Source organism: uncultured Clostridium sp. (genome assembly GCF_963515715.1).
Classification (GTDB): domain Bacteria; phylum Bacillota; class Clostridia; order Clostridiales; family Clostridiaceae; genus Clostridium_AW.
The window spans coordinates 156,038-171,392 of the sequence record NZ_CAUPZS010000001.1; the positions used below are offsets into that span (position 1 = coordinate 156,038).

The 15,355-nt window shown below is 30.0% G+C and carries 16 protein-coding genes and 2 pseudogenes; 15 read left to right on the forward strand and 3 right to left on the reverse strand.

All coding sequences use genetic code 11. The annotated features are described in order from the left end of the window. Nucleotides 1-16: 16 nt before the first annotated feature. Nucleotides 17-394 carry a DUF3888 domain-containing protein gene (locus RYO54_RS00940; protein WP_315114635.1) on the reverse strand — a complete coding sequence of 126 codons (378 nt, stop codon included), beginning with the start codon at nt 392-394 and terminating at the stop codon, nt 17-19. A 223-nt stretch (nt 395-617) separates the two neighbouring features. On the opposite strand from RYO54_RS00940, the gene RYO54_RS00945 reads away from it, so the two are divergent. Continuing rightward, a complete protein-coding gene (locus RYO54_RS00945) occupies nt 618-1,049 on the forward strand; it encodes a DUF3888 domain-containing protein (protein ID WP_315114637.1) in 432 nt (143 codons plus the stop codon). Nucleotides 1,050-1,697: 648 nt separating this feature from the next. Beyond that, nucleotides 1,698-2,123, forward strand: a complete 426-nt coding sequence (locus tag RYO54_RS00950; RefSeq protein ID WP_315114638.1) for a hypothetical protein — start codon at nt 1,698-1,700, stop codon at nt 2,121-2,123. Between the two features lie 166 nt (nt 2,124-2,289). Here RYO54_RS00950 and RYO54_RS00955 read toward each other — a convergent pair whose 3' ends face one another. Beyond that, nucleotides 2,290-3,009 carry a hypothetical protein gene (locus RYO54_RS00955; RefSeq protein ID WP_315114639.1) on the reverse strand — a complete coding sequence of 240 codons (720 nt, stop codon included), beginning with the start codon at nt 3,007-3,009 and terminating at the stop codon, nt 2,290-2,292. 216 nt (nt 3,010-3,225) lie between these two features. On the opposite strand from RYO54_RS00955, the pseudogene RYO54_RS00960 reads away from it, so the two are divergent. The 5 genes and pseudogenes from RYO54_RS00960 to RYO54_RS00980 form a co-directional block, all read left to right on the forward strand. Then, a pseudogene (locus RYO54_RS00960) lies at nt 3,226-3,486 on the forward strand (Ig-like domain-containing protein); the annotation flags it as partial. A 547-nt stretch (nt 3,487-4,033) separates the two neighbouring features. Then, nucleotides 4,034-4,126, forward strand: a pseudogene (locus RYO54_RS00965) (sporulation initiation factor Spo0A C-terminal domain-containing protein); the annotation flags it as partial. Nucleotides 4,127-4,346: 220 nt separating this feature from the next. Beyond that, nucleotides 4,347-5,609 (forward strand): cytosine permease, encoded by a 1,263-nt coding sequence (gene codB / locus RYO54_RS00970; protein ID WP_315114641.1) that lies wholly within the window; start codon nt 4,347-4,349, stop codon nt 5,607-5,609. Between the two features lie 17 nt (nt 5,610-5,626). Next, a complete protein-coding gene (codA, locus tag RYO54_RS00975; RefSeq protein ID WP_315114643.1) occupies nt 5,627-6,892 on the forward strand; it encodes a cytosine deaminase in 1,266 nt (421 codons plus the stop codon). A gap of 93 nt (nt 6,893-6,985) precedes the next feature. Beyond that, nucleotides 6,986-7,954, forward strand: a complete 969-nt coding sequence (locus RYO54_RS00980; RefSeq protein WP_315114645.1) for a D-glycerate dehydrogenase — start codon at nt 6,986-6,988, stop codon at nt 7,952-7,954. A 45-nt stretch (nt 7,955-7,999) separates the two neighbouring features. On the opposite strand, the gene RYO54_RS00985 is transcribed toward RYO54_RS00980, so the two are convergent. Further along, a complete protein-coding gene (locus RYO54_RS00985) occupies nt 8,000-8,575 on the reverse strand; it encodes a YhcN/YlaJ family sporulation lipoprotein (protein WP_315114647.1) in 576 nt (191 codons plus the stop codon). A 124-nt stretch (nt 8,576-8,699) separates the two neighbouring features. Here RYO54_RS00985 and spoIIM point away from each other — a divergent pair, with 124 nt between their 5' ends. The 8 genes from spoIIM to RYO54_RS01025 all read left to right on the forward strand — a co-directional run bounded on the left by spoIIM (nt 8,700) and on the right by RYO54_RS01025 (nt 15,342). After that, nucleotides 8,700-9,329, forward strand: coding sequence for a stage II sporulation protein M (spoIIM, locus tag RYO54_RS00990; protein ID WP_315114649.1), 630 nt, complete (start codon nt 8,700-8,702; stop codon nt 9,327-9,329). 17 nt (nt 9,330-9,346) lie between these two features. Continuing rightward, entirely contained in the window at nt 9,347-9,580 is a 234-nt protein-coding gene (locus tag RYO54_RS00995) for an endonuclease III (RefSeq protein WP_315114650.1), read from the forward strand. A 68-nt stretch (nt 9,581-9,648) separates the two neighbouring features. After that, nucleotides 9,649-10,527 carry a site-specific tyrosine recombinase XerD gene (gene xerD, locus RYO54_RS01000; protein WP_315114652.1) on the forward strand — a complete coding sequence of 293 codons (879 nt, stop codon included), beginning with the start codon at nt 9,649-9,651 and terminating at the stop codon, nt 10,525-10,527. Between the two features lie 26 nt (nt 10,528-10,553). Next, nucleotides 10,554-11,369 carry a purine-nucleoside phosphorylase gene (locus RYO54_RS01005; RefSeq protein ID WP_315114653.1) on the forward strand — a complete coding sequence of 272 codons (816 nt, stop codon included), beginning with the start codon at nt 10,554-10,556 and terminating at the stop codon, nt 11,367-11,369. 16 nt (nt 11,370-11,385) lie between these two features. Then, nucleotides 11,386-12,204, forward strand: coding sequence for a purine-nucleoside phosphorylase (locus RYO54_RS01010; protein WP_315114654.1), 819 nt, complete (start codon nt 11,386-11,388; stop codon nt 12,202-12,204). Between the two features lie 16 nt (nt 12,205-12,220). Then, on the forward strand, nt 12,221-13,525 hold the full coding sequence (locus tag RYO54_RS01015) for a pyrimidine-nucleoside phosphorylase (protein WP_315114655.1): 1,305 nt from the start codon (nt 12,221-12,223) through the stop codon (nt 13,523-13,525). A gap of 170 nt (nt 13,526-13,695) precedes the next feature. Continuing rightward, on the forward strand, nt 13,696-14,040 hold the full coding sequence (locus RYO54_RS01020) for a cupin domain-containing protein (RefSeq protein WP_315114657.1): 345 nt from the start codon (nt 13,696-13,698) through the stop codon (nt 14,038-14,040). A 117-nt stretch (nt 14,041-14,157) separates the two neighbouring features. Then, entirely contained in the window at nt 14,158-15,342 is a 1,185-nt protein-coding gene (locus tag RYO54_RS01025) for a D-alanyl-D-alanine carboxypeptidase family protein (RefSeq protein ID WP_315114659.1), read from the forward strand. The last annotated feature ends 13 nt before the right edge of the window (nt 15,343-15,355 follow it).

The window sequence follows — 15,355 nt, forward strand, 5'->3', positions numbered from 1 at the left end:
TGCCAACAAACATAATTTATTCTGGTTCATGTTTAAAGTTAATAACTTTAGTCCCCATTGAATTTGTTAATATAGTTACAGTTTCTCTACCTCTTGGGGGATTATGTGGTCCAGTAAAGGTTATAACTTGTATGGTTATTTCATACTCAAATTTATCAGGTGTTTTTTTGATGTTTAGTATTTCCATATCCTCAAACTGTTTAGGTTGACCATAATATTTAGTTATTTCATCTAAGATATATGGATATAAAAGAGACTTTAAACTTCCTTCATATAGTTCTTGTTGATTGATATCCATAGGCTGATTGAGATAAAAATTATTATGTGAATAAACATTTTTTGAACTAAAACTTAATAATAGTATTAATACAGATGGAATAATTATTTTTTTCATATAAACAACTCCTTGTATTATAGCTTGTGTAGAAAAGATTAATTTATTAAAGGAATCTAAAGAAGGTAGCTTAGAAAACTAGGCTACCTTCTTTTATTTTGTAAATAATGCAAATTAAAGATTTAATATTTTGATAAAAGTAGAAAAAATTAATTTAAGAGTAACTAGTAAAGGAAAAATATTAGTATAAACTAATAATGAAATAATTATGGAGGTGATTTTCTTGAAAAAGTCTATATTTGTTATAGTTATTTCAATAATGATAGCTATAAGTATATTTTCTTTTAATGCTGTATATGCGTTAGATAATAAACCAATATTATTTATGGTCAACACTTACAGACCACCTGAAGGTTCAAGAGAAGAATTATATCAAGATATTTTTTTTGCATTTCTTGAGCCATATATCAGTAAAGCAATAAAAGATTACTATGGTAAATCATATAATTTTGATAATTGGAACACCGATATTTTAAGTGTTGAACGACCTAATGGTAATCGTACAGAGCTTTTCATCATTAAACTGCAAGTAAATCCATACATTGGTGCACATAACACTGTAGGTACTGACAATATTACTTTTAGAGTAAGCTCGGGAGGTAAAGTTAAAATTGAAAAATTTGAACATATTAAAAGTTACATTTCCCATGATTGAGATAGTATTTATACTATCTCAATTTTTTAGTTCGTCATTTAACTCTTTCCTTCAAGAATATGGTAACCACTTTCTTACATGTGAATATTATAGTATTATGCATATTAATTTATATGAATTGTTTAAATTTATCTTAGAAACAATTGTAAGATTCTATTGAAATCTACCATTGATATCTCTTCATCATAGAGATTAAAAATTCTACTAAGATAAACAGTTATCTCTTATCAATACTCCGTTTTATCCACAACACTAATAAGAACAAATGAAGTATGGTGACATTCTCCTCATGAAATATGCAAATGTAACTGCAGAATAAGCTGCAGTTACTGCTTTTTATAAGAAAAAGACATCCATTTTTGGATGCCTTCTTTTATCAATTTTGTGATTTCTATTATAGAGACCTATAATGATATATTAAAACTTAATCTTGTAGTGTCTATCTCGCTTTGTAGTATCTTTCAAAGTTTTAAGGCTTTACTATAAGCACTAAATATAAAAAATAAACTCTCACCATTTCATCATCTGTCTATATTATTATATTTTGTAATATATATTTTGCTACAACATAACTCGATTGCAAATTAAACATACTAATCACAAATAATTGTAATTCGTTGTGGAGATATTAATAACGAGGTGATTAATATGTTTAAAAAATTATTAATTGTATTATTCTTTTCCTTTATATTCATAAATCCAATACATGTTAATGCTGAAGATTTTAAATATGTTCAAATTTTTGACCCAGAGCAAGATAAAGTTGTGAAAGTAGTCCAATCAAATCCAGAAATTCAAAATATGATTACAAGCTGGATTACTAATATAAAAGGATTATATAAAAACGACCCCATTACTGACGATGGATATGTGGTTAAAATTCCTTTAGATCCCATTGTTAAAGTGAACTGTGAATACTTGAATGCATCTGTAAGTGAAGTCTATATTTTAATTCCTGAAAACGAACCACCCTGTTATCTGATTTTTGAAAACGAAAATAGATTATTAAGCCTTGTATTCAATGGTGATATAGACATGTTGTCAAAAATTTTAGATTTTGAACTTAAGAAATAAAGAGAATAAATAAAATGGATATCTGGTTAAATCAATATTTTATTACTTTTAAAGGAACCCATAATTATTCCTTTAGTTCTCTTAATAAGGATAAAGTCTAGCTATTGTAATTTATGATAGTTAGACTTTATAACTCAAAAACGATGTAAGTTCAACCTTACATCGCTTAATAAGAAGAATGTTCATTAAACACTATTGATTTTGCTTTATACATTTCCTCGTCCCAAAAGTATTCAATATTAAAATGACCAAAGAGGCCTCCGTAAACGCTATCATCTCTCATCACATAAGCTCCAATAGTCGCAAATAATTTTCCATCTTTTATAGAGTATTCTATGGACTCAATACTAGCGTGCGGTTCACGAGGATTATCGTAATTATACTTGGAAATGTTGATGTTATATTTCTTTTTCCCTGTAAGTATAGTCACGTTGTTATCATGCTTCTCTATTTTCACATGGAACTTAATAGTGAATTCGATAGGTTCAACTGGAGCCTCTTCATATCTTCGATATGGGTCGTGTATTTGATTTAGAATATGAATATCTTTAATAGGCTTTCCAGGACCAGCAACATCATTATTTAGCACGATAATAATATCCTCTAGCGTGTCATTGTTTATATCTTCTTTATATAATCCAGGTTTATATTTTCCATGATACCAACTAGGGAAATTATAAACGTATTCACCCATATCGCCAATTTGAACGGTAAAATTCCTATAATCTATCCAACTTAATTTATCCGCTATTAAGTAAATTCTTTGGTACCACACATCTGATGGTATGCTTAAAAGTACAACTCGGTCAGTTGCATAGACATTTTGAAAATTATATGTTAATAATGATAGAAACATAAAAAAACACACATTAAATTTTTTGAACATATTTACACCCCTTTTGTACTTAATATATCCAATAGGAATATAAAAAACACAAAGAGTAAAATATGTATACTTCCTCAATCCAATAATTCTTAATCCATGACTTAACTGGATTGCTCTAGTTGTTATTACATTAAAACTATTTAATCTTTTAAAAAGAAGAGAAAAAAATATAATAGCTATAAAAAATATAATAGCTTAAATAAAAGTAGTACTGACAATGAGATAATAATTAAGTTTTCAGCACCATTGGATAAGAGTACAGTTAATGATGACAGCTTTGAGTTAGTTAACAAAGATACATTAGAGAAGATAAATCTGTCATATGAGTTCTTGGATGATAAGACAGTTAAATTAAAGCCTAAAACTACTATAAAATGTGGTGAAACATACTTATTAATTGTTAATAATAATATAAAAGACATACATGGAAAATCACTGAGACAAGGCGTGTTAACTGAAATATATGCCAAAAATTAGATTTATTTTAATAGGCTAGCTAAATACAGCTAACCTATTTTATTTCAACATAAATTACCAATTAGATTATCATGAAGATAAAAGGAATTTTTAAACAATTCCGGAATGTTTACGCATAATGGTGTTATGAGGTGGTTATGCAAGCTTTATATCTAAACTTCCGCTACCAATAAAATAAACCTTGAAATTACCCCAGGGTTTATCTTTATCTATTTGATAACTAAATTATATTTATCTAAACTTTTACATACATCAACTCTTATAAATGACTTTTTCAATTGGATCATTTCATTATGATCCTTTCTTAATTTTAAGATATTAATCAATACTTTCAAACCTTTACGAAACATTTTATATATTGCTATATAATAATGTAAGAATTTTTAATTGGTGCTGAAAAATATTTATAAAATTGGTTGATTCTTCTAAATCATATTGATATACTTTTTATATACCTACAGGCAACTGATTAGGTGATATTTAAACCGACTGATACAAGGGTATATTTAATATATTAAAAAGTTGAAATCATTGATATTACTAGTCTTACGCCATACACAATGGGAAAGGAAAACCAACTAATTCAGAATTTATAGCGATGGTTGCTGATAAATTAAGATTAAAAAATAGAGTTGTATAGATGTTTGTAATTAATATTGACACTGATAAACTTTTATGAGATAATCTGAAAAGAATTGAATAGCTAGTACTTTTAATGCAGTCCAGTGAGGCTGACAAAGGTATCAAGTGGAAAAAGTATATACTTTTTACTGGGTATTTATGGACTTTTGTCGGTTACAAGACAAAAGTCTTTTTTGTTGTGCTAGTTGTTCCACATTATATGAATGGAGGAATAATAAATGAGTACAAATTCAAAAAAAGATCACGATTTTTCTCTTACTGCAGTTTCAGAAAGTGATAAAAGAGGTTTTTTATCAATGCTTGTGGTTATGCTAGGATTTACATTTTTCTCTGCAAGCATGTTAACAGGAGGTGCACTGGGAACCGGTCTTACATTGAAAAAATTTTTATTAGCTGTATTATGTGGTAATTTAATTTTAGGAGCTTACACAGGGGCTTTAGCGTATATATCTTGCGAAACAGGTCTTTCAACTCATCTTCTTTCTAAGTATTCTTTTGGAGAGAAAGGTTCATATTTAGTATCTTTTCTTTTAGGTGCTACACAAATAGGATGGTTCGGTGTAGGAGTTGCAATGTTTGCGCTTCCAGTAGAAAAAGTAACTGGTATAAATCCTTATCTTTTAGTTATAATATCTGGTGTTTTAATGACTTCTAGCGCATATTTTGGAATGAAAACTTTAACTATACTAAGTGCAGTAGCAGTTCCTGCTATTGTAATCTTAGGAAGTTATTCAGCTATAACAGCTACAAATGCTATAGGTGGCTTTTCAGCATTTATAAGTTATCAGCCAAAGGAAACATTAGCATTTACTACAGCTTTAACTATGTGTGTTGGATCTTTCATAAGTGGTGGAAGTTTAACTCCTGATTTTACTAGATTTGCAAAAACTAAAAAAATTGGAGTGTCTACTACTGTATTAGCATTTTTTTTAGGTAATTCTTTGATGTTTATCTTTGGTGCAGTGGGAGCTGCTGCTACAGGTAAATCAGATATATCTGAAGTTATGTTTTTACAAGGGCTTATAATACCAGCAATTATAGTATTAGGATTAAATATTTGGACGACAAATGATAATGCAATATACTCTTCAGGATTGGGATTTTCTAATATAACTAAGTTACCAAAAAATAAACTAGTTATATTTAATGGTTTAGTTGGAACTGTGTTTTCATTGTGGTTATATAATAACTTTGTAGGGTGGCTAACATTTTTAAGTTCAGCTATTCCAGCTATAGGTGGAATAATAATTGCAGACTTTTTTATAATAAACAAAAAAAGATATTCTCATATAGAAAACACTGAATTTAAAAATGTCAATTGGGTAGCAATAGTAAGCTGGGCAATAGGAACCTTAGCGGCAAAATATATACCAGGAATAGCACCATTATATGGAGTTATAGGAGGAGCATCATCCTTTGTACTTATTAACAAAGTAACTAATACTAAAAATGAGGAAAAAGAAGAAAAGATTGCTGCATAGTTATAGAGGAGGTAAATATGTTAATTAAAAATGTAAGGATTAGAAATAAAGAAGGATTGTATAATATATTAATAAAAGAGGATAAAATTAAATCCATTTCTCAAAATATAATAGGGGAAGAGGAAGAGGGAGAGATAATTGATGGAAAGGGAGGGCTTGTCCTTCCACCTTTCATAGAACCACACGTGCATTTGGATGCTACATTAACTGCGGGAGAGCCACGTTGGAACATAAGTGGAACTCTTTTCGAAGGAATACAATGTTGGGCTGAAAGAAAAGAACTTTTAACTAAAGAGGATGTAAAAAATAGAGCTAAAAAGGCTTTAAAATGGCAAATTTCTAATGGAATACAGTTTGTTAGAACTCATGTAGATGTTACTGATCCAGAGCTGACTGCACTAAAAGCAATGCTAGAAGTAAAAGAGGATATGAAAGAATGGGTTGACCTTCAGATTGTAGCATTTCCTCAAGAGGGTATACTATCTTATCCAAATGGAGTGGAGTTATTAGAAGAAGCCATAAAAATGGGAGCGGATGTTATAGGAGCGATACCTCATTTTGAATTTACAAGGGAATATGGGGTGCAGTCTATTGACGAAATATTTAAGTTGGCTATAAAGTATGGAAAATTGATTGATGTTCATTGTGATGAAATTGATGATGAGCAGTCAAGATTTATTGAAGTATTAGCAACTAGAGCATATGAATATGGTATAGGTGAAAAAGTTACAGCCAGTCATACCACTGCAATGCATTCCTATAACAATGCTTATACCTATAAACTATTTAGATTGCTTAAGATGTCAAACATAAATTTTGTAGCTAATCCATTAGTAAATACCCATCTTCAGGGAAGATTTGATACCTACCCAAAAAGAAGAGGAATTACTAGAGTGAAGGAATTCTTAGAAAATGGAATCAATGTATGTTTTGGTCATGATGATATAATGGATCCTTGGTATCCATTGGGAAATGGGAACATGCTTCAAGTTTTATTTTTAGGGCTTCATGTATGCCAACTTATGGGATATGATGAAATTAAAAATTCAATGGATTTAATCACCATGAATAGTGCAAAGACCTTGAATATTGAAGATAAATATGGAATAGAAGAAGGTAAAGAAGCCAACCTAATTATTTTTTCACAAGAAGATGAATTCAATACCATAAGACTTCAAGAACCAGTATTATATTCAATAAGGAGAGGGAAAATAATTTCTACGAACTCAAAAATTAGTAGAAAAATATATACTTCAAAAGAAGAAATTATAGATTTTAAATAGTGAATAAACCTAAAGGTAATTAATTTACTTTTAGGTTTATTAATTATATAATGTTAAAATATGCCACCATATTTTAAAAGAGGAGGTAATATTATGAAACCTATGGTATATATAGCAGTGCCAGTTCCAAGAAAAGTAGAAGATTACATTGGTGAGTATTGTAATTATAGAAAATGGGAGGGTGAAAATCCAATTAGTCGAGAAGAGCTTCTAAAAGAGATAAAGGATGCAGAAGGAATATTATTAGACAGTGGTACAGGAGGAAAAAGCGATGAAGAATTTTTAGCCCATGGGCCAAAAGTAAAAGTAATCAGCAATGTTTCTGTTGGATACAATAACTTTGATATGGATATTATGAAAAAACATAATATAATAGGTACTCATACTCCATATGTTTTAGATGATTCTGTAGCTGATTTAGCTGTTGGACTAATGATTAGTGCAGGTAGAAGGATAGCTGAACTAAATAATTATGTAAAAGAAGGAAACTGGAATAATGCTATAGGAAAAGAACTATTTGGAGAGGATATTCATCATAAAACTGTGGGGATTATTGGAATGGGGAGAATAGGTAGAGTTATAGCTAAAAGATGCAAATTAGGATTTGATATGGACATTGTATACACTTCTAGAAGTAGAAAAGTAGATATTGAAGAGGTATATAATGCAAAATTTTATTCATTGGAAGAATTATTAAAGGTTTCCGATTATGTAATAATAATAACACCATTAACAGATAAAACATATCATCTACTTGATTACGAAGAGTTTAAAATGATGAAGAAAAGCGCTATTTTTATTAATATATCAAGAGGGCAAACTGTTAACGAAGAAGGATTGATAAGGGCGTTAAAAGAAAAGCTAATTAAAGGAGCAGCTCTAGATGTTTTTGAAAAAGAACCTGTTGATAAAAATAATCCATTATTGAGTATGGATAATGTGGTGGTTGTTCCTCATATAGGCTCTGCTACACAGACTACAAGATATAATATGGCAATGACAGCAGCAGAAGATTTAGTAAAAGCCGTTACCGGAAAAATTCCAAAGTTTATTGTTAAATAGGAAAAGAAAACTAAAAAGTTTTCTTTTCCTTATTTAATGTTGCTTTTATTTAGTAGTAGGAAGAATTCTTCTGAAAATTTCCTCTACCTCAGTACCAAACTCAGAGAAAGGTCTACCTTCACCTATTCCTTTCCCTATGTTTTGAATTCTTTGAACGATATCCACATCTGCTGAAACTGCAACGGTTTTAATTCTAGAGTCAGTACTTTTAACTTTGTTTTCAACTTCTGTTTTTAATTTATCAGTAAGACTTCCCTCTACATTTTTGTCCATATTAACTCCAACTAAAGCTCTTTCATTAGAAATAAGAACATTAGCGCTGCTGATCCCTTTTATAGTTGTCAATTCTTTTGCAATCTTATCAGCTCTTTGAGTTAATTCGGCTGTGTTTCCTGTAGATGGTGTTGTAGTACCAGGTGGCGTTGTAGTACCAGGTGGTGTTGTGGTACCATCCTGTGGTGTTGTGGTACCATCCTTAGGCATAACTTGATTGCTTGGTGCTGGTGTAACTGGTTTTTTGGCAGTGTTTCTATTACCCATAGTACCACAAGCTATCATACCTGAAGTTAAAACTGTTGTTAGTAATAAAGCTAATATTTTTTTGTTTTTAATATTATTCATTAAAATCACCTCGTATATATTATTGGCAAATAGAATAATTTTTATTTAACAAAAAAATATTTAATCATATACTAATAGAATTAATCATAATTATAAAAAGATGGATAACAAAGGGGGAAAAAATATGGTAACCAGAAAAATTACTGATGGAATCAATAATCATATGGGCAAGAACTATGTACTTTATATAATAAGTTTAGCTTGTATTTTTTTGGGAATTTTATCTGGCATGTATAGTGTTAAGCATATGGGAGATGTTTATAAAAGTGAACTTGCAAATTATTTAAGTAGTTTTACTGATTTTTTAATAAATAAAAATGTAGATTATAAGGCAGTATTATTTCAAACAATGAGCAATAATATACCTTTCATGGTATGTATTTGGTTTTTTGGTATGACCATAATTGGAGTACCGCTAATACTAATAATGAATATAGTGAAGGGATATACTTTGGGATTTACTATTAGTTTTATAGTAAATAGTATAGGTAGTAAAGGGATTGCTATATCTTTGTTGGGCATTTTACCACAAAATTTATTTTACTTGCCATGTATAGTGATTTCATCAGTAATTTCTATGGAATTTTCACTTCATTTTTTAAAGGAAAGAACGAACAGACGATATAGAGATGCACTTGCTAGTAGAATAGTATCATATTCCTTATGTTACATAGTTTTAATTTTTATTATGGTTATAGGATTTTTCTTTGAAGCTTATATTACTCCAAATATATTAAAATTTTTTATAGTATAAGAATTGGGGGGTAATATATGGAAAAGGATAATTATTATATTATAGAGTTTTTAATACTTTTATTAAAATCCTTCACAATACTTTTGTTCTTTGGAGATTTTTTACCAACAGTTTTAGATAATATATTTTATAATTATTTTAGTAAAAATATAGTATATGATAATAGTATTTTAGTTAACAATATAATAATTAAGAACAAAATGATCATATACAATTATTTGATTATCTTTGACGGATTTTTAAAAATGTGAAGGTATTTTTTATTTTTTGTTGAATAGTTTAATTTATAGAATAATTGTTACAAGTGGGAGAAATGCTTATGGATAAATTAATAGATAAATATACTAATAATCTTTTGAGTAAAAATTTAAGTAAAAATACATTAGATGCTTATATAAGAGATGTAAATAGATTCGAGGAATTTGTTAATAATAGAAATGAAGAATTATCAGCAGTGGATGAAATTACAATAATGGCTTACGTGCAAGAACTTAAAAAAAATAAGAGGGCTAATTCTTCTATTGTAAGAAATATAGTATCCATAAGGAGTTTTTATAAATTTTTAAAAAGAGAAGGTATAATTGATGAAAATCCAGTAACTAATTATGAAATTCCTAAAGTTACAAGAAATATTCCCAAAGTCTTAACAATAGAAGAAGTAGACAAGTTGTTAAGCTCTCCAGATACTAGCACTGAAAAGGGTTTGCGAGATAAGGCAATGTTAGAGGTTATGTATGCAACAGGTGTAAAGGTTAGTGAACTTCTGAACATAACCATATTTGATATTAATTTGAAATTAAGTTATATTAAGTGTAAAGGAAGTAAAAATAAGGAGAGGGTAATTCCTATAGGTTCTTATGCTGTTAATTGCTTAAATGACTACTTGAATATAAGAGCTTCGATAAATTCAAATAATTTAGATTACTTGTTTTTAAACTTACAGAGTAGTAAAATGACGAGACAAGGCTTTTGGAAAATAGTAAAAGAATATGCAAAGTTATCTGGAATAAAAAAAGAAATAAATTCTTATACATTAAGACATTCTTTTGCAGTTCATTTATTACAAAATGGAGCAGATATAAAATCCGTTCAAGAACTTTTAGGTCACAGTGATATGACAACTACTCAAATATATTCAACAATATCTAAAAAAAGTAAAATTGCAGAGGTATATAAAAACACTCATCCAAGAGCATAATAAATAACAAAAGGGAGGATAAAAACATGAACTTAGAAAAGATAATGGAAAGTGTAGAATTTGTAAAAAATAAAGTTAAGAATACGCCAAAAATTGGTATTATATTAGGGTCAGGATTAGGAGACTTAGCAGAAGAGATAGAAGAAAAAGTTTGCGTAAAATATGAAGATATACCAAATATGCCTAAATCAACAGTAGCAGGTCATGCTGGACAGTTTGTCTTCGGAAAACTTGAAGGTAAAGATGTTGTAATGATGCAAGGTAGAATACATTTTTATGAAGGACACCCAATGGAAATATTAGCTTTACCAATTCACATTATGAAGTATATGGGAGTTGAAAAATTAATTGTAACAAATGCGGCAGGAGGAGTAAATAAGGAGTTCAATCCTGGAGATTTAATGGTAATTACAGATCATATAAATTTTGCTTTTACTAATCCTCTTATAGGAAAAAATGATGAAAAAATTGGGCCTAGATTTCCTGATGTAAGTAATGCCTATGATAAAGATTTAGTAGAATTAACTGAAAGCATTGGAAATAAATTAAATATAAATCTTAAAAAAGGTGTATATGTTATGATGACGGGACCTACTTACGAAACACCTGCTGAGGTTAGAATGGTAAGAATTTTAGGTGGAGATGCTGTAGGAATGTCTACTGTACCAGATATTCTTGTGGCTAAACATTGTGGACTTAAAACATTAGGAATATCTTGCATAACAAATATGGCAGCAGGGATTTTAGATCAACCTCTTTGTCATTCGGAAGTTATTGAAACTTCAAACAGAGTGAAAAGTACCTTTACATCGCTAGTAAGAGAAATTATAAAGAGCATATAGTGAAAGGAAGGTAGCTATGAACTTATTGGATAAGATAAATAAAGCAAAGAAATACATAAAATCAATTGAGGATTCTCCCATAGATATTGGTATTATTTTAGGTACTGGACTTGGAAGCTTAGCTGAAGAAATTGAAAATAAAAAAACTATGAAATATGAAGATGTACCTGGATTTCCCGCATCTACAGTAGTTGGGCATGCTGGAGAACTCATAATAGGAGATTTAATGGGGAAGAAGGTATTAGCTTTAAATGGAAGGTTTCATTATTATGAAGGCTATTGTATGGAAGATGTAACCTTTCCAGTAAGGGTGATGAATGCGTTAGGTATAAAGAATATGATAGTATCCAACGCGGCAGGAGGAATGAATCCTAGCTTTGAGCCAGGGGACTTAATGATTATAACAGATCATATTAATCTCATAGGAGATAATCCTCTTATAGGCAGAAATTACGAAGAATTAGGAGCGAGATTTCCTGATATGTCAAATGCCTACTGCAAAGATTATATAAATTTAGTTAAAGAGTGTGCAAGAGATTTACATATAAAAGTGCAACAGGGAGTTTACGTAGCAATATCAGGACCTAATTATGAAACATCAGCGGAACTTAGAATGTTAAGACTTTTAGGTGGGGATGCGGTAGGAATGTCAACTATTCCAGAAGTTATAGTTGCAAATCACATGGGAATAAAGGTTTTAGGCATATCCTGTATTACAGATATGGCCCTAGCTGATAATTTAGAACCATTAGACCATTCAAAAGTTGTAGAAACGGCGAATAAAGCTAAGGTTAAATTTGTTGCATTAGTGAAAGAGACTATAGAGAAAATGTAACTAAGAGGTGATTAATATGAGAATGTATGATCTAATTTTAAAGAAAAGAAATGGTGAAGAACTTAGCAGCGAGGAAATTAAATATTTTATAGAAAACTATACTAATGGTAATATACCAGATTACCAAGCCTCCGCTTTACTTATGGCTATTTATTTTCAAAAAATGAATAAAAGAGAGACCGCTGATTTAACTATGGCCATGGCTCACTCAGGGGATGTATTAGATTTATCTCCTATAAATGGAGTTAAAGTGGATAAGCATAGTACAGGTGGTGTAGGTGATACTACTACTTTAATTTTAGGCCCTATGGTAGCAGCATTAGGTATTCCTGTAGCTAAGATGTCTGGTAGGGGTCTTGGGCATACTGGAGGAACCATAGATAAACTAGAAGCCTTTAAGGGTTTTTCTGTAGAAATGTCAGAAAAAGACTTTATAGAGAATGTAAACAAAATAAAACTAGTAGTAGGAGGGCAAACGGGAAATTTAGCACCTGCTGATAAAAAGATTTATGCATTGAGAGATGTAACAGCTACCGTTGACAACATAAGTTTAATAGCTTCAAGTATAATGAGTAAAAAAATAGCTTCAGGAGCAGATTCCATAGTATTAGATGTTAAAGTGGGAGAAGGGGCTTTTATGAAAAACAAGGAGGCCGCTTTTGAATTAGCAGAGGAAATGGTGGCTATAGGAAAGAGTGTAGGAAGAAATACTGTAGCTGTAATTTCAGATATGGATCAACCACTAGGACTTGCGATAGGAAATGCCCTTGAGGTAAAGGAAGCTATAGATACTTTAAAAGGAGAAGGACCGGAGGATTTATATGAACTTTCTTTAACCTTAGGATCTCATATGGTAGTGCTAGCAGGAAAGGCTAAAGACGATAAAGAGGCTAGAACTATGTTAATAGAGACTGTAAAGAGTGGCAGAGCTCTAGAAAAACTTAAAGAATTTGTAAAGGCTCAAGGTGGAGATGAAAGTGTTATAGATGATACTGAAAAACTAGCTAAAGCTGAGTTCATCATTCCTGTTAAAGCAGATAAAGATGGATTTATAAGAAAAATACATGCTGAAAAAATGGGAATAGTTGCAGCTGAATTAGGAGCAGGTAGGGCTACCAAGGAAGATGTAATTGACTTATCTGTTGGCATAGTTTTAAATAAAAAAAGAGGAGAAAAAGTTCGTAAAGGTGATGTATTAGCATACGTTCATTCTAATAATAAAGAAAAAGGTGAAGAAGCTGTAAGACATATATTAGATAATTATGAAATAAATCCTGAATTTTCGAGCAATATTCCTCTTGTGTATGGAATTGTAAGATAGTTTTAAATAAAAATCGGTAATACTATTAGTATTGCTGATTTTTTATTTCAAGAATTAAGTAAATCATTATAGAGAATTATATAAATAAATTAATTCCGTATCGTAAGTTACCGAATTATAGATTAAGATGTATTATACTCTAGTTATAGGAAATGTTGGAGGGTGATTTTATGAATAATAATTTAATTAAAAATATAGAGTTCTCTAAAGCTTTTAATATGGAGGATTTAGTTGAATACGGAGAAGGTAAGGTAATAAGTAGAACTTTATCTCAAGGAAAAGCCTCTAGTGTTACTTTATTTGCCTTTGACAAAAATGAGGAAATAAGTTCTCATTCTTCTTCTGGAGATGCTATGGTGTACATTCTAGATGGAGAAGCTCAAATAACTATTGGAGATGAAATATTCAATGTGAAAAAGGGAGAAGTTATTGTAATGCCTTCACAAGTGCCTCATGCTCTTTTAGCAACTGAAAGGTTTAAAATGCTTCTGACTGTAATATTTAAACAAGATTAATATAAAAACATTTTACCGCTGGCTATTAAATAGCTAAGCGGTTTTTTATTGACCTATTTTCTACGGATAAAATTTAATGTGCTGGGAAAAATATTTTTGAAAGGAGGAGAAATAACTATGAAGATAAAATTTAAAAAGATACTTAGCCTTTTGTCTTTATTTACATTTTTAACTGTGCAAGGCGCATATTTACCATCAGAGGTAAAAGCTGAAGGTGAGGGAATAAATGTAGAAGCATCTTCTGCAATACTTATAGAGCCTACTTCTGGGAAAATAATATATGAAAAAAATCCTCATGAAAAATTAGCACCAGCATCTGTTACTAAAATTATGACTATGCTCATTGCTATGGAGGCTGTAGATTCAGGTAAAATAAAACTTACGGATAAAATAACAGTAAGCGAAGAGGCTAAGAATAAAGGTAAAAATGGTAATAGCAGCATGTTACTAGATACAGGAGAAATTAGAACAGTTGAAGAAATATTAAAAGGAATAGCAATAGCTTCTGGTAATGATGCTGCTACAGCTATGGCGGAATACATAGCAGGTAGTGAAGAGGCATTTGTAAAGATGATGAATGATAGAGCACAAGAATTAGGGATGAAAAATACCACATTTAAAAATCCTAGTGGGCTATCCGCTCCAGGACATTTAACTACAGCTCACGATATAGCTCTGATGTCAGTAGAACTTATTAAACATCCTAAAATATTAAAATATACAGGAACCTATATGGAGACAATTTCAGAGGGAAGAAAAAGCCCAATAGGATTAGTAAATCATAATAAATTAGTCAGATTCTTTAAAGGATGTGATGGTCTTAAAACTGGGTTTACAAATGAAGCTATGTATTGTATATCTGCCACAGCAGTAAGGGATGAAGTAAGAATGCTTACTGTTATAATGGGAGCTCCTACTTATAAAGTAAGAAATAGAGATGCTAGCATGCTAATGAACTATGGTTTTTCTAAGTTTGAAAGTATAAAAGTATTGACTAAAGATGATAATGTAGAAAAAGTACAATTGGGCAAAAATGAAGAAAATTATTTTATAGCAAAGGCGTCAGAAAATTTTAACTATATAGTAGAAAAAGGAAGCAAAGATAAAGTTACTAAAAAGTGTGTAGTAAATTTAGATAAGAAGCATTATAATAAAGGAGAAGTAGTAGGGGTTTGCGAAATATATTCAAATGAAAAGTTGATTGGAAAAGTTAAAATATATTGTGATAGAGATATTAAAAAAGCAGGTTTTTTAGATAATTTAAAATTTAATTTTAAAAACCTTTTTAATAATGCAGTATAATTATAAAATATAT

What these genes read in the sequence shown, in the direction of transcription:
- RYO54_RS00985 (WP_315114647.1), bottom strand. Translation starts at nt 8,575, where the DNA reads ATGAATAATATTAAAAACAAAAAAATATTAGCTTTATTACTAACAACA.
- codA (WP_315114643.1), top strand. Translation starts at nt 5,627, where the DNA reads ATGTTAATTAAAAATGTAAGGATTAGAAATAAAGAAGGATTGTATAAT.
- RYO54_RS01025 (WP_315114659.1), top strand. Translation starts at nt 14,158, where the DNA reads ATGAAGATAAAATTTAAAAAGATACTTAGCCTTTTGTCTTTATTTACA.
- RYO54_RS00995 (WP_315114650.1), top strand. Translation starts at nt 9,347, where the DNA reads ATGGAAAAGGATAATTATTATATTATAGAGTTTTTAATACTTTTATTA.
- spoIIM (WP_315114649.1), top strand. Translation starts at nt 8,700, where the DNA reads ATGGTAACCAGAAAAATTACTGATGGAATCAATAATCATATGGGCAAG.
- RYO54_RS00940 (WP_315114635.1), bottom strand. Translation starts at nt 394, where the DNA reads ATGAAAAAAATAATTATTCCATCTGTATTAATACTATTATTAAGTTTT.
- RYO54_RS00955 (WP_315114639.1), bottom strand. Translation starts at nt 3,009, where the DNA reads ATGTTCAAAAAATTTAATGTGTGTTTTTTTATGTTTCTATCATTATTA.
- RYO54_RS00950 (WP_315114638.1), top strand. Translation starts at nt 1,698, where the DNA reads ATGTTTAAAAAATTATTAATTGTATTATTCTTTTCCTTTATATTCATA.
- codB (WP_315114641.1), top strand. Translation starts at nt 4,347, where the DNA reads ATGAGTACAAATTCAAAAAAAGATCACGATTTTTCTCTTACTGCAGTT.
- RYO54_RS01005 (WP_315114653.1), top strand. Translation starts at nt 10,554, where the DNA reads ATGAACTTAGAAAAGATAATGGAAAGTGTAGAATTTGTAAAAAATAAA.
- RYO54_RS01010 (WP_315114654.1), top strand. Translation starts at nt 11,386, where the DNA reads ATGAACTTATTGGATAAGATAAATAAAGCAAAGAAATACATAAAATCA.
- RYO54_RS01015 (WP_315114655.1), top strand. Translation starts at nt 12,221, where the DNA reads ATGAGAATGTATGATCTAATTTTAAAGAAAAGAAATGGTGAAGAACTT.
- xerD (WP_315114652.1), top strand. Translation starts at nt 9,649, where the DNA reads ATGGATAAATTAATAGATAAATATACTAATAATCTTTTGAGTAAAAAT.
- RYO54_RS01020 (WP_315114657.1), top strand. Translation starts at nt 13,696, where the DNA reads ATGAATAATAATTTAATTAAAAATATAGAGTTCTCTAAAGCTTTTAAT.
- RYO54_RS00980 (WP_315114645.1), top strand. Translation starts at nt 6,986, where the DNA reads ATGAAACCTATGGTATATATAGCAGTGCCAGTTCCAAGAAAAGTAGAA.